This is a genomic window from Vibrio sp. 10N.261.52.C11, assembly GCF_041471405.1.
GTDB classification, from domain to species: Bacteria; Pseudomonadota; Gammaproteobacteria; order Enterobacterales; family Vibrionaceae; genus Vibrio; species Vibrio crassostreae_C.
In genome coordinates this window covers 62,476-75,924 of record NZ_JBFROI010000028.1, presented here as the reverse complement: position 1 = coordinate 75,924, position 13,449 = coordinate 62,476, and the positions used below count along the sequence as shown (strand labels likewise).

Here is a 13,449-nt window from a genome sequence, read left to right as displayed (position 1 = left end):
TCTATGCGCCTTCTATCCACACTACTTGTATGTAGTTTTTCCATTAGCGCTTTCTCAGTTAACGCTTTCTCTTACCCCCCTCTAGATAAATTGCCTGATGGCAGTAGCACAAGTGTAATTTTGGAATCCCTGAGAGGCGATTCAAACAAAATGAATTCCAACAGTGATGGCTTCTACCCGCCCGCCAGTACTTTAAAGCTGGTGACAGCTTTAGCGGCTAAGTTGGAGTTAGGGGATGACTTTCACTACACGACCAGCATTGCCCGTTCTGGGAATGACTCAATCATTTCATTTAGTGGCGACCCGACCCTACAACGAGAACAGCTTAAAAGCCTTTTGGGTCAATACGCAAAATCTCAATCCAGAACCATCAAGGGCAACTTATACCTAGATAACTCGACTTTTACGGGCTATCAGCGAGCGGTGGGTTGGCCTTGGGACATTCTAGGGGTTTGTTACAGCGCACCTTCGAGTGCGATGACCTTAGACAGCAACTGCGCACAAGCCTCTATTTATACAAAAGATAACGGCAGCACTCGTGTCTATATTCCTGCTCACTATCCGATAGACGTGACAACCACCGCAGCCACCGTAACTCGATCAGGGCAGAAGGCGACACAATGCGACTTAGAGCTCATTACCACTCCAGACAACGCTTACAAGCTCTCTGGTTGCTTAGTCGAGCGTAAGAAGCCACTACCACTCAAGTTTGCGATTCAAAACCCCGAGCTTTATACCTATCAAGTCGTGACATCGCTTCTTGAAGAACTGAAAATCCAAGTTCAAGGCGATGTAATTGTTGGTAAAAAAGCGCAAGCAAACAAAACCACGTTAGTCGCGAGCCACCATTCAGAAAAGCTTCCTGAACTGCTCGATATCATGCTCAAGAAGTCGGATAACCTTATCGCAGATAATCTAACTAAAACGCTAGGAGCCACATTTTATGTTCAACCAGGCAGTTTCAATAACGGTACTGAAGCGATAAAGCAGATATTGCTGACCAAGGCTAATATTGACCTCAGTAAAGCGCAGCTCGTCGATGGTTCAGGGCTATCTAGAAATAACCGAATGAGGTCACAGACCATGACTCAAGTGCTTCGTTATATCTGGGAAAACGATCAACAGCTCAACCTAATTGAGGCTATGCCTACATCAGGTGTAAATGGAACGCTCAAGTACCGTCCAAGCATGAGAAAAGCACCGATTCAGGGCAACATCACAGCCAAGAGTGGTTCTCTATACGGCAGTTACAACATGGCGGGATACGGATTAGATAAAGCGGGAAAACCAAACTCTCTGTTTGTGCAGTTTGTTCGTGATTACTTCCCTGAAGAACAAGATCCAGACAAACCAGTGGAAGCACCTATCACCCAGTTTGAGCGTGCTTTCTACAAAGATGTGGTCGAGTTCAGTCAAACACAAAGCAAATCTAAGTAATGCTTAGCTTTGTGTAAACTTCTACTCAAACAATAAAAATGGCGCTGAAGACCTTAAATCTTCAGCGCCATTTTTGTTTCTCAGATGTATTTAGCTATTTTTATAGGTGCCTATTTTTATAGGAGCTAAGCGATACCGAGGAATGAGTTAACCACAGTGAAGTAGATCCACATTCCTGAGATATCAACTATGGAAGCAAGCACTGGGCTCACTAACACCGCTGGATCAAGCTTAAATAGCCTAGCAACTATCGGCAATCCGCCACCCAGCACGGTTGATATGGTCACCTGAATAAACAGCGCTACCGCAATAGCTAACGCAATCATGTTGATATCATAACCACCTGTCGCTTGGTTTTCACTAAAGAGCAAAATACGTCCAATCATCACTACAGCAATCGCTAAAGCTAAACAAATAGCAACTCTAAACTCTTTCCATAGAACGTTAGCCCATTGGCGTTTTTTCAACTCACCTGTGGCTAAGGCTCGGATCACCAAAGTCGCTGCTTGTGTTCCGGTGTTACCACCAGCAGCAGCAATTACCGGCATGTAGATTGCCAAAAGTACCAACTGACTGAGAATGTCTTCATACTGAGCAATGATAAGCCCTGAGACGATTCCCAAGAGTGCTAACGCAATAATCCAACCGATACGCTGCCTGACGTGGCTCATGACGCCAGTCGAAAGGTAACCCTGTTGAGGTTCTACCTCAGAGTAGATCAGCCCTAGTTGGTGAGCTAGATGTCGAGAGCGCTTCTCAAAGCCCTGCTCTTCTAGCTCACTAAGTAAAGTCTGAATCGTACTCAAAGAGCATTGCCCCAGCACTAGCACCGCATCTTCGAGCGGCATTCGATTCAAAAGATTAATTTGTTGTTCACGTCCGTACTGTTGAAATGCATTCGATACAGCTTGGATGTCTTGCTCTGAGTACAGAGCTTCAATAGATAAAAAAGTGTTGTTCATTACCGTCATGGCGAATCTCCCGATTGGCAAAGGTAACGACCATCAAAACAAATAGCCTATAGCTAATACACCAAGAGCGTACAGCTAAGCGCACCAAGAGCTGAAAGCTACTGATGTGTCTACTTGTTAGAATCTAGTGTGTGGAAAAGAATGCGGGGGAAAACAAAGATACCCTACCTGAACGGCAGGACAATAGATCAATACCGAGACAGGTTATTCTTCTCCATTCAAACTAGGAGGATGGTCGGTATTGTTCATAAAAATCTCCAGAATTACTGTCAATTTGACAGCGCGCATAGTGTAGCAATAGGCGTTTCAAAGTTTCGTCAACTTTAAGTCAATAAAAAAGGCATCCGTGGATGCCTTTGGTTCAATTATTGATGTGCATTATTACTTAATAGTAATACGAGCAAACTTACGCTTACCTACTTGGTAAACGGCAGTACCTGCTTCAGGCACGAATTTGCTGTCTTCAATCTTCTCGCCTTCAAGCTTAGCAGCGCCTTGCTTGATCATACGCATCGCATCAGAAGTCGAGTTTACAAGACCCGCTTCTTTTAGAACGTTCGCAATTGGCAGGCCTGCTTCGAATTCAAACTCCGGCATTTCATCAGGAACTTGGTTCTTAGCAAAACGGTTAACGAACTCTTGCTCAGCGGCTTCAGCATCTGCTTCACTGTGGAAACGAGCGATGATCTCTTTAGCAAGAAGCACTTTAACGTCACGCGGGTTCTTACCTGCATCAACGCCAGCTTTCAGTTCCGCAACTTCTTCAAGAGGACGGAAAGACAGCAGCTCGTAGTAGCTCCACATTAGATCGTCAGAGATAGACATGATCTTACCAAACATCTCGCTTGGTGCTTCGCTAATACCGATGTAGTTATGCGCAGACTTAGACATCTTCTTAACGCCGTCTAGACCAACAAGTAGTGGCATCATCAGTACCGCTTGTGGTTTTTGACCTGCTGCTTTTTGCAGTTCACGACCCATTAGAAGGTTAAACTTCTGGTCAGTACCGCCAAGCTCAACGTCGCTCTCTAGTGCAACAGAGTCGTGACCTTGTAGAAGTGGGTACATGAATTCGTGGATTGCGATCGGTTGACCACCAGCGTAACGCTTTTTGAAGTCATCACGCTCAAGCATACGAGCAACAGTTTGGTTAGAAGCAAGACGAATCATGCCTTCAGCGCCAAGCTCAGATAGCCATTCAGAGTTGAAACGAATTTGCGTCTTCGCAGGATCTAGAATCTTGAATACTTGCTCTTTGTAAGTTTCAGCATTCTTCAATACGTCTTCGCGGCTTAGCGGTGGACGTGTTGAGTTTTTACCTGATGGGTCACCAACCATTGCAGTGAAATCACCGATAAGGAATGTCACTTCATGACCAAGCTCTTGGAAAGCACGAAGCTTGTTAAAGATAACCGTATGGCCTAGGTGGATATCTGGAGCTGTTGGATCGGCACCCAGCTTAATGCGTAAAGGACGACCTTCTTTTAATTTAGCAATCAGTTCGTCTTCTGGAATCAGTTCTTCTACGCCACGTTTGATCTCGGCTAGTGCAGCTTCAATACTCGCCATTCTTGTTCACTCCCACAGATTTGGCAAAAATACATTAATTAGACATCTTACTTGAATAGCGATGTATTTTGAAACCAGTTACACTATTCCGTCGTCGATTTTCATAATATTTACAGAACGAACCGGAACATGTTGTCTATTTTTGCACGCCTTCCTATTTTGCACCGGGCTTTTATCGCATTTTTTAGTGCCATAATTTTCGTCGCGATTTTCTTACTCCCCGACGTCAACAGTTTGCGTGACGATTCGGGCGCTTTAGTTGTGGGAAAACATTACCCACTGACTATCAATGCCTCTGCACTTATTAGCTCAAGTGACGCTCCACCGACGGCAGTGCTCAATTGGGAGAAATACACCGTTCGCTCTGGCGAAAGCACCTCTGTTTTATTTGAACGTATTGGCCTCTCATACCGTCTGCTGATCACGCTACTCAATACCAATAATGATATTAAGAAGCAGCTGTCTAACCTAAGACCTAGTGATGTCTTGCAGTTCGGCTTTGATGAAAACAACGACCTTATTCAGTTAAAACGACAACTTAGTGCGTTTGAAAGCTTCAAGATCACTAAATCTGGCGATTCGTTCTCATCAAGTTTCGACAAAAAAGAAGTGGTATACCAATACAATTATGCCGAAGCCAACATCACCTCTAACTTCTGGAACGCTGGCGTCAGCGCAGGTTTAACCGCAAACCAAATTATGGAACTGGCCGGCATCTTCGGTTGGGATATCGACTTTGCGTTAGATATTCGTAAGAACGACAGCTTCAAAATCTTATACCAAGAGAAAGTGGTTGAAGGTGAAGTAGTTGGTCGCGGTAAGATCATGGCAGCCGTATTCAAAAACCAAGGCGATTCATTTACCGCGGTATTGGATGATAAAAGCGGCAACTACTTCGATGAAAATGGTCGTGCGATGAAGAAGGCGTTCTTGCGCTCACCAATTGATTTTCGTCGCGTAACATCGAACTTTAACCCTACCAGGAGACACCCAGTAACCGGTAAGATTCGAGCTCACCGCGGTACTGACTACGCAGCCCCTGTTGGCACGCCTATCTGGGCAGCCGGTGACGGTATTGTTCAGAAGTCAGGTTACAACCAATTCAATGGTAACTACGTGTTCATCCGCCACAGCAACACCTACATCACCAAGTACCTGCACATGAAGCGACGTATGGTGAAAACCGGTCAGCGCGTAAAACAAGGCCAAACCATTGGTACTTTGGGCGGTACAGGCCGTGTGACTGGCCCGCACTTACATTATGAATTCTTGGTTAATGGCGTACATAAAAATGCGCGTACCGTGAAATTGCCTCAATCCAAGTCGTTAACTGGTAAAGCAAAAGCAACCTTTATTGCCAACTCAGAGATTCGATTAAGAAACCTTGAGCGATACGGTCAGTTACTAGCGACTAACTAGGCGTTTGTAGCTTCACTGCAAAATAGAAAAATGCAAAGAGCGCCCATCAAGGCGCTCTTTTTTATGCTCACATACCACAACTAGCTACTGTTTTTCAGGTTTGTTGTTCCGTCCAAGCATTAACAAACAAGGGGTTAATACTAAAGTCAGCACCGTGGCAAACGCCAAACCACCAGCAATAGCGGTCGCAAGCTGTGACCACCATTGTGTACTTGGCGCGCCAAACTCTATCTTTTGATTAATCAGGTCGATGTTCATCTCTAACACCATCGGCATTAAACCTAAGATAGTCGTAACCGTCGTGAGCATTACTGGCCTTAAACGCTGAACACCGGTTCTTAGAATCGCATCTCGCTTGTCCAAGCCTCTTTTGATGAGCTGATTATAAGTATCAATCAACACGATGTTGTTGTTCACGACTATGCCGGCGAGCGCTATTACCCCAATTCCCGACATCACAATGCCAAACGGACGTTGGAAGATCAGTAAGCCAACGAACACGCCAACCGTTGAGAACAGCACCGCACTAAGAATCAAAAACGCTTGATAGAAGCTATTGAACTGAGTAATCAGAATCAAAGCCATTACCGCCAAAGCAACCAAGAAAGCACTTTGTAAAAAGGCTGACGAGTTTTCTTGTTCTTCGTTTTGACCACGGATGCGAAATTCCACGCTACTCGGCAGCCCTAGCTCACTCAATGCTTGTTCGATCTTTGGTAGTTCGAGAGCAAGGTTATACCCTTCTTCCATATCCGCCATGATGTTCACCACACGCTTGCCATCAAGGCGTTTAATGGTGTCTTGCTTATGGTCGGGAACGATCTGAGCGAAATTAGTAATAGGTACTAAACCTGCTGGCGTTTTCACCCTAAGCTGGTCGAAGCGCCCGATATCACGCTTATCATTAGGGTAGCGCACCAAGATATCGACCTCTTCTGAAGAGTCATCGGGCAGATAATCACCAATCTTGAGACCATTAGTCACGAATTGAACGGTATTACCCACTAAGGTCGCATCAGCTGCAAAGCGCGCAGCATCGTCGCGGCGAATATCCACCTTCCAATCGATGCCATCTTTACTCGCAGTATCGCTGATATTGGTCAGTGCTTTATTTCCATCAGCCCAACCTCTCACAATTTTTGCAGCCTGATTGAGCTGCTCTGGAGTTCTTGCCGACAGCTCAATCACTAAGTCATTTTCAACCGGAGGCCCAGCATCAGGGAACTTATATTCAATCTCAACACCAGCGTATTGATCGGTTTGTACCTTCAACTCATCAATAATCGCCTTAACGCTGCGTCGATATTGCCAGTCAACAGGCGTAATTGAGATCAAACCAATCTGGTCGTCACCACCAGTACGCGTGTAAACGGTATCGAACTCATCATGATTGAGCATCATCAGTTCAATATCACGCATGATGTCATCCTTTTCTTGGATAGACAGATCCCCATGCGAGCGAACTTTGACATTAAAGAATGGCGGATCAACTTCTGGGAAGAACTCTGCACCTAGACCCGCTTTTGAATAAGTAAAACCAACTGCAACCGCGAGCAGTGCCGCACTGAACAAAATCTTAAAGGGGTGTTTAATCGCTAAAGAAAGCGTGTGGTAGTAAGCCTTGGTTAAACCAGTAGCCTGTGAAAAGTCACCATTATGCAGTGCGACCATTCGAGCTTGGCTTTTAGACGATACGTATTGAGGTTTGCCAATCAAACCGCCCAGCACGGGCACAAACAACAACGCCATGATCAATGATGCAGTTAAAGTCGCGATCAGAGTTAGTGGTAAGAACTTCATAAATTCGCCCGTCACATCAGGCCAAAACAGTAACGGAGCAAATGCGGCTAAGGTTGTGGCAGTCGATGCGGTTATCGGCCACGCCATCCGTTTCGCTGCATCTCGGTAAGCGGCTTTGCGCCCTTCACCCTCTTGCATTCGCCTGTCTGCAAATTCGGTCACCACAATCGCACCGTCTACTAGCATCCCCACCGCCATAATCAGAGAGAACAGCACTACGATGTTGACGGTTAAGCCAAACACCGAAAGAACCAATAACCCGGTTAGGAATGAGCCTGGAATGGAAATACCCACTAACAAAGCGGTACGCACACCAAGAATCGCGATGATAACGATCACCACCAGAATAATGGCGGATAAGATATTGTTTTGCAGATCATTAAGCATGATCTTCACATCTTTAGATTCATCCCAGGTGTATTTGACCAACAGGTTATTTGGCCATTCCGCTTGCTGCTGAGCACCAGCCATTACCGCTTTGACTAGCTCAACGGTTTCGATGATGTTCTCACCTGCACGCTTCTTGATATCCAACACCACCGCAGATTTGCCATCTAAACGAGCAAAACTTTCAGGATCTCGAAACGCTCGACGAACCGTAGCGACATCGCCAAAAGTGACCACCTGCTTGCCATCCACTTTAATAGGCAACTCAAGCACGTCTTTTAAGGAGTTAAATACCGAAGGGACTTTGACAGAAAAACGTCCGTAGCCAGTATCAACAAAACCTGCGGCCACCACTCGATTGTTCAGAGCGATCAGATTATAGATATCCGCTTGATCTAAGCTGTAGCTCTCCATCAATAACGGATCGACAATGATCTCGACGATGTCAGCGCGATCGCCCGCAATATCGACTTCAAGGATTTGGCGATAGCTTTCTAATTTGTCTCCAAGCTCTCGGGCAATTTGCACTATGGTGCGCTCAGGAACGGTACCGAATAGCACAACAGACAAAACAGGTTGCTCAGAAGCCAGCGTCACCTCATTTACGGTCGGTTCGTCACTGTCTTCTGGTAGTTTTGGTTTAGCCAGATCAACCGCGTCACGCACATCGGCCATTGCTTTGGTGAGATCGACGCCAACATTAAACTCCAACACAACAGAGGCATGCCCTTCTGCTGCGGTTGCTGTCATCTCTTTTACGCCTTCAATGGATCTAAGCTCTTGTTCTATAGGTCGAACTAACAGACGCTCGGCATCGGTTGGTGAGATCCCTTGATGCCCAACTGAAACATAGATAATCGGGATGGTGATATCGGGGCTCGACTCCTTAGGTATCGTGATATAAGTAATAACACCTGCGACCAAGATCAGCGCCAACAGAGAAAGCATGGTGCGAGCACGAGACAAGGCTGCATCAATAATTGAATACATCAGTTATCTCCTGCTCAGCTACTGTATTTGAGAGTTCAGCACCTTGCTCAACCGCAATCACCGAATCACCATCACGTACAAACCCTTGTCCGACGGTGATGATATCGACCCGTTGACCTAAACCTGTGAGCCACACACCATCTTGCTCTGCCTTCACTAGTTGAATACCGACAAATTTCACAACTGGTGAGTCATCGACTGAAACCAACGTTTTGACCCCAAGGTTACCCGCCTCATCCAAAGCCAACATCGCAGGTGTGACTTTGATAGCATCCCTTGTTTCGAGGTTGAGCTTCACTTCAGCGCTGACACCTGCAGGCAGTAAGCCATCAGAGTTATCGATTTCAATTTCGATTGGGAAGGTATTAGTAGAAGCTGAAGAGATTCGAGACACATAACGCAATCGCCCTTCCACTTCATCTCTGCCAAGTAGACGAACCAATGCCTCTTGATTGACTAACAGATGCTGAATATGACGCTCACTGACATCCGCTTCAATCACCAGAGGGTCGAGGTCAATCACACTAGCAACGGGATCGCCAACACCAACAAAATCACCGAGCTCGACCATTAAATCTTGAACCACACCCGAGAAAGGTGAAGTAATCACAGTATTCTTTAACGCCAATTCCGCATTGCGCATCATGGCTTTTGCTTCTGTTAATGAAGCCTCAGCTGTGGTGTAGGCGATTTCACCTTGCAGTCCTCTTTTCTTCAGTGACTGCGCCGCTTTGAACTCTTTCTGCTTCAAGCGATATAACGCAGATGCTCGCTCTAGTTGAATCTCTAAATCACCCTTATCTATCTGGGCAATGGCTTGTCCTGCTTTAACCATCCCCCCCTTAACAACATTCAATCTGACAATCTTACCCGCGACTTCTGCACCTAGACGAGCATGCCTATCGGGCGCCGTTCTTCCATAGAGATCAATCGTTTTAAAGGTCGGTGATGAGGTGAAGGTTTGAAAGGAAACCTTAGCCAGCGGAATTTCTGTTGCTTTTTTCTCAGGCGACTCTTCTGCTTGCCCTACGCCTAAACCAAGCCAGATCGACAACAACACGACTAGAGTCAGAGAAACCAGCCACGGCTGCTTCAATTTCTGAAAAAGTGGTGAGTTAGAAAATAGAGTGGGCATAACAAATCCTTTTGTCCGATGTCATTCAGGCGCGCTAGTTGGCTTAATAGCGTGATGTGCAACTTCCTTATGCACAAAGGTAACCTTAACAGACCAATCCTCAACGAAGTTGGACGCTATCGACAGTTTAAAAAATATGCCGTGTACTAAAAATGAGAGGAATGCTTTGAAAAGTAATAAGTTACTAAGTAAAAACAAAAACGCCGAACATAAGTTCGGCGTTTGAAATGTATCTAATACAGCTTTGAGCTCAAGCTATTTTCAACTCATGCTATACGCTGAATGATGCGCCACAACCACATGTTGTTGTAGCGTTCGGGTTGTTCACAAAGAAGCGTGCGCCTTCTAGGCCTTCAGTGTAATCAACCATGCCGCCCATTAGGTATTGTAGGCTCATTGGATCAACAACCAGCGTTACACCGCTGTTTACAATTGTAGTGTCGCCATCATTTACTTTTTCATCAAATGTGAAGCCGTATTGGAAACCGCTACAACCACCACCTGTAATGTATACACGCAGTTTTAGTTCTGGGTTTTCTTCTTCAGCAATTAGCGTTTGTACGCGGGTAGCTGCTGCATCAGAAAAAGACAATGGGATATTTACTTCGCTCACGACAACCTCTCTTACCTGTGTCAAAAACAACATGATACAAATCTAATTCGAGACCATAGTTGTTGAGTATTTTCTTATATTCCGGTGATTATCTAATACCTGACTGAAACGTTCAAGTATTCACCACAGGATCGGTCCTTTTACTGCTGTAAACTCACCAATATCTAACAATTAAAACGTGTAACCACACAAAACAACCAGATTCGGGTGATTATCTGGGCGAAAGCATTCCTAGTTGGATTAGGGATAGGTACAATGCGTGCCAATTGGTCCGACAGTCAAAAGAGGATATATCAATGACCAAATCAGCAGAGCTGTACGAAAAAGCACAGCAAACTATTCCTGGTGGCGTAAACTCTCCAGTTCGTGCATTCAATGGCGTAGGTGGTTCTCCAATCTTCGTTGAACGCGCTGATGGCCCACTTATTTTTGATGCTGATGGTAAAGCGTATATCGATTACGTTGGCTCTTGGGGGCCAATGATCCTTGGTCACAACCACGCTGTTATTCGTGATGCTGTGATTGCAGCAGCTCAACGCGGCCTTAGCTTCGGTGCTCCAACCGAAACTGAAATCAAAATGGCTGAACTTGTATCTGAGATGGTTCCATCAATGGAACAGCTACGTATGGTGAGCTCAGGTACAGAAGCAACAATGAGCGCGATTCGTCTAGCTCGTGGCTTCACTGGTCGTGACAAAATTCTTAAGTTTGAAGGCTGCTACCACGGCCACGCAGACAGCCTACTTGTAAAAGCTGGTTCTGGCGCACTGACTTTAGGTCAACCAAGCTCTCCAGGCGTACCGGCTGATTTTGCGAAACTAACGCTAACAGCAACCTTCAACAATCTAGATTCAGTACGTGAAATCTTCGCAGCAAACAAAGGCGAGATCGCTTGTATCATCGTTGAGCCAGTAGCGGGTAACATGAACTGTATCCCTCCTGTAGAAGGCTTCCACGAAGGTCTACGTGAAATCTGTGATCAAGAAGGTGCATTGCTAATCTTTGATGAAGTAATGACAGGTTTCCGCGTTGCTGAAGGTTGTGCTCAGGCTTACTACAACATCAAGCCAGACCTAACGTGTCTTGGTAAAGTGATTGGCGGCGGCATGCCTGTCGGTGCTTTCGGTGGTCGTAAAGACGTGATGCAATACATCGCACCAACTGGCCCTGTTTACCAAGCGGGTACGCTTTCAGGTAACCCTGTTGCAATGGCTGCTGGCTACGCATGTTTGAACCTTCTACGAGAAGAAGGCAACGAAAAGCGTCTAGCTTCAAAAACTAAGCAGTTGGCAAAAGGCTTCAAGCAACTTGCTGACAAGCACGGCATCCCGATGCTAGTTCATCAAGTTGGCGGTATGTTTGGTTTCTTCTTCACTGACCAAGAAACTGTGACGTGCTACGAAGATGTAACTAAGTGTGATGTAGAACGCTTCAAGCGCTTCTTCCACCTAATGTTAGATCACGGTGTTTACCTTGCACCTTCAGCATTCGAAGCAAGCTTTACTTCTCTTGCTCATGGTTCAAAAGAACTTGATGCAACACTAGAAGCTGCTGACCGCTCTCTTGCGATCATTGCTGCTGAAAGCAAATAATCGAAAGCACTTTATAAGTCGCTAACCGATTGAATTTAGGGCTGCATTAAATGCAGCCCTTTTTTATATATCGCGCTCACCAGCCACAAATATGACAGCTTATTTAGCCGTCGACTAAGGCTAAAGCTGAACCAAAAGCATTAACGTTCCCAGAAAAGGAAAACCAACAACATCAAGGTACCAAGGAACATTCTGAACCAAGGGATCTCTTTTTTTGTTTGCTGTTCTTCGTCTTGGCATTTCTTATCTTTATTACAGCATCCCATTATCAAAACTCCTCATTGCTAACTCTCTGTTTTGCAGCCATTATAAACTCAGAACGCAAATATAGAGACCATTACCGTGTCAGAAAAACTCAAAATCAATTCCAGCCACTGGGTGATCATCATTGCCCTACTCGCGGCGGCTTATGCTTGTTACTTGCTTATCGAGCCATACGTTAACTCTATCGTGATGGCCTTTATCATTTCACTATTGATGTTCCCAATCCATGAGTGGCTTGAAAAAAAGCTCCCGAATAAAGAAAACATCGTCTCTCTGCTGTCTTGTATCATACTGACCTTCATTATTGTTATCCCTTTATTGGCAGTATTCGCAGCAATTGTTCAGCAAGGTTCTCTGTTCTCTCAGAATACCTACCAATGGGTAACACACGGCGGCATTCAGACTCTGTTTGCTCATCCGTTAGTGGTCAAAGCGCTGTCATTTGTGAATAACTACCTGCCTTTCGACAATATTGAGCCCCAAGCCATCGCACAAAAAGTCGGTGAGTTTGCGACAAGCTTTGGTTCTAAGCTAGTTGGTATCAGTGCCAAAATCTTAGGTGACGCAACCAATTTCTTGATGGATTTCTTCTTGATGCTGTTCGTTTTGTTCTTCTTATTAAGAGATCATGACAAAATCATCAGTGTGGTTCGTCATATTCTGCCGCTGTCTCGTAGCCAAGAAGACAAACTTCTAACAGAGATAGAACAAGTATCTAAATCAGCAGTAATGGGCTCATTCTTAACCGCAATCGCGCAAGGTTTTGCCGGCGGTTTAGGTATGTGGATTGCCGGTTTCCCAGGTCTATTCTGGGGTACTATGATGGGCTTTGCCTCTTTCATCCCAGTTGTGGGTACCGCATTAATCTGGATTCCAGCAGCAACCTACTTGTTCCTAACTGGTGATACCACGTGGGCGATTTTCCTAACGGTTTACTGTGTAGCGATTGTTGGTTCAATTGATAACCTTCTGCGTCCGCTGCTAATGCAAGGCAGTGCAGGCATGAATACCCTGATGATCTTCTTCTCACTATTGGGTGGTATTCAACTGTTTGGCCTAATTGGTCTTATCTACGGACCATTGATTTTTGCGATTACCATTGTCCTATTCAACATCTACGATGAAGAGTTTAAGGACTTTTTAAACCAGCAAGACAAGAGTTAACGAACTTGACGTCAACTTGATTGGCGAACCCGTATTAAACACTTCAAGCTTTGGGCGGATTATGCGAAAATCCGCCCTCATTTTTTGCTAACGATTCAACAGAGTGTC

10 protein-coding genes are annotated in these 13,449 nt (G+C 45.3%); 4 read left to right on the top strand and 6 right to left on the bottom strand.

Features of this window, described 5'->3' with window-relative positions:
- Nucleotides 1-3 precede the first annotated feature (3 nt).
- On the top strand, nucleotides 4-1,437 hold the full coding sequence (gene dacB / locus AB4323_RS11745; protein WP_372152535.1) for a serine-type D-Ala-D-Ala carboxypeptidase: 1,434 nt from the start codon (nucleotides 4-6) through the stop codon (nucleotides 1,435-1,437).
- 125 nt (nucleotides 1,438-1,562) lie between these two features.
- Here dacB and AB4323_RS11740 read toward each other — a convergent pair whose 3' ends face one another.
- Together AB4323_RS11740 and tyrS are read right to left on the bottom strand one after the other, a co-directional pair.
- Nucleotides 1,563-2,408, bottom strand: a complete 846-nt coding sequence (locus AB4323_RS11740) for a magnesium transporter (protein WP_102428941.1) — start codon at nucleotides 2,406-2,408, stop codon at nucleotides 1,563-1,565.
- Between the two features lie 381 nt (nucleotides 2,409-2,789).
- On the bottom strand, nucleotides 2,790-3,977 hold the full coding sequence (gene tyrS, locus AB4323_RS11735; protein WP_017059402.1) for a tyrosine--tRNA ligase: 1,188 nt from the start codon (nucleotides 3,975-3,977) through the stop codon (nucleotides 2,790-2,792).
- Nucleotides 3,978-4,106: 129 nt separating this feature from the next.
- On the opposite strand from tyrS, the gene AB4323_RS11730 reads away from it, so the two are divergent.
- Nucleotides 4,107-5,396: a peptidoglycan DD-metalloendopeptidase family protein gene (locus tag AB4323_RS11730; protein WP_372152533.1), complete on the top strand. Its 1,290-nt coding sequence runs from the start codon at nucleotides 4,107-4,109 to the stop codon at nucleotides 5,394-5,396.
- Between the two features lie 84 nt (nucleotides 5,397-5,480).
- Here AB4323_RS11730 and AB4323_RS11725 read toward each other — a convergent pair whose 3' ends face one another.
- The 3 genes from AB4323_RS11725 to erpA all read right to left on the bottom strand — a co-directional run bounded on the left by AB4323_RS11725 (nucleotide 5,481) and on the right by erpA (nucleotide 10,321).
- Nucleotides 5,481-8,573, bottom strand: coding sequence for an efflux RND transporter permease subunit (locus tag AB4323_RS11725; protein WP_229647639.1), 3,093 nt, complete (start codon nucleotides 8,571-8,573; stop codon nucleotides 5,481-5,483).
- The gene (locus tag AB4323_RS11720; RefSeq protein ID WP_372152530.1) at nucleotides 8,557-9,708 is read right to left on the bottom strand and encodes an efflux RND transporter periplasmic adaptor subunit; all 1,152 of its coding nucleotides are present in this window, start codon (nucleotides 9,706-9,708) and stop codon (nucleotides 8,557-8,559) included. Before AB4323_RS11720 ends, AB4323_RS11725 begins: the two co-directional genes overlap by 17 nt.
- Nucleotides 9,709-9,979: 271 nt before the next feature.
- Nucleotides 9,980-10,321 carry an iron-sulfur cluster insertion protein ErpA gene (gene erpA / locus AB4323_RS11715; protein WP_004734539.1) on the bottom strand — a complete coding sequence of 114 codons (342 nt, stop codon included), beginning with the start codon at nucleotides 10,319-10,321 and terminating at the stop codon, nucleotides 9,980-9,982.
- Between the two features lie 296 nt (nucleotides 10,322-10,617).
- Here erpA and hemL point away from each other — a divergent pair, with 296 nt between their 5' ends.
- The gene (hemL, locus tag AB4323_RS11710; RefSeq protein ID WP_010436060.1) at nucleotides 10,618-11,913 is read left to right on the top strand and encodes a glutamate-1-semialdehyde 2,1-aminomutase; all 1,296 of its coding nucleotides are present in this window, start codon (nucleotides 10,618-10,620) and stop codon (nucleotides 11,911-11,913) included.
- Nucleotides 11,914-12,053: 140 nt separating this feature from the next.
- Here the strand turns inward: hemL and AB4323_RS11705 are convergent, their stop codons facing one another.
- Nucleotides 12,054-12,179 (bottom strand): hypothetical protein, encoded by a 126-nt coding sequence (locus AB4323_RS11705; protein WP_004734537.1) that lies wholly within the window; start codon nucleotides 12,177-12,179, stop codon nucleotides 12,054-12,056.
- Nucleotides 12,180-12,255: 76 nt separating this feature from the next.
- Here AB4323_RS11705 and AB4323_RS11700 point away from each other — a divergent pair, with 76 nt between their 5' ends.
- The gene (locus AB4323_RS11700; protein WP_017059406.1) at nucleotides 12,256-13,341 is read left to right on the top strand and encodes an AI-2E family transporter; all 1,086 of its coding nucleotides are present in this window, start codon (nucleotides 12,256-12,258) and stop codon (nucleotides 13,339-13,341) included.
- Nucleotides 13,342-13,449: the final 108 nt, after the last annotated feature.